The 936-nt window shown below is 75.9% G+C and carries 1 protein-coding gene; it reads right to left on the reverse strand.

The genetic code is table 11. The annotated features are described in order from the left end of the window. The coding region (locus tag EAO73_RS34895; protein ID WP_147975547.1) for an ABC transporter ATP-binding protein at positions 1 to 936 on the reverse strand (936 nt) is incomplete at both ends.

Raw genomic sequence — 936 nt, forward strand, 5'->3', positions numbered from 1 at the left:
GAGTTCGGGGGTGGGCGGGGCCGAGCCGAGCACCCCGCCGCCGGGTCCGGCGCGTCCGGGCCCGGAGGTGGCGGCGGCTTCGGCGAGCGCCTGGGCGGCCCGCACGGCGGTGCCCTCCAGCTGTTCGTCCTCGTCCTCCTCGGGGCGCAGCCACAGGTGCGGGGTGGGGCAGCCGGGGTCGGGTGCGATGGCGTCGTCGTGGGGGTCGTCGGTCGCCAGGAGCTCGCGGAACAGGGCGGATCTGCCGCGCAGTTCGTCGGGCGTGCCGATGTCCGTGACGCGGCCGCCGTCGAGGATCGCGACGCGGTCCGCGAGTTCCAGGGTGGAGCGGCGGTGGGCGATGATCAGCGTGGTGCGGCGGCGGTCGTCCGCGCGCAGCCGGTGGTGGATCTCGGCCTCGACCCGGGCGTCGATGGCGGAGGTGGCGTCGTCCAGGACGAGCACGGCCGGGTCGCCGATGAGGGCGCGGGCGAGCGCCATGCGCTGGCGCTGGCCGCCGGACAGGGTGAGGCCCTGTTCGCCGACGAGGGTGTCGTAGCCCTGCGGGAGCCGTTCGATGAACTCGTCGGCGCGGGCGATCCGGGCCGCCTCGCGCACCTGCGCGTCGGTGGCGTCCGGCCTCCCGTAGGCGATGTTGGCGCGCACGGTGTCGGAGAGGAGCAGGCTCTCCTCGAAGACGTAGCCGATCCGGGAGCGCAGCGAGGCGAGGGCGAGGTCGCGGACGTCGGTGCCGCCGACCCGTACCGCGCCGGCGGGTACGTCGTAGAAGCGGGCCAGCAGGGCGGCGGCGCTGGACTTGCCGGAGCCGGCCGGGCCGATGAGGGCCAGGGTCTCGCCGGGGCGGATGTCCAGGGTGAAGCCGTCGAGGAGCGGGGCTGCGTCGCCGTATCCGAAGGTGACGCCGTCCCAGGAGAGGGCGGGGGGTTCGTCGGGCAG

It is taken from the genome of Streptomyces sp. col6 (assembly GCF_008042035.1).
GTDB lineage: Bacteria > Actinomycetota > Actinomycetes > Streptomycetales > Streptomycetaceae > Streptomyces.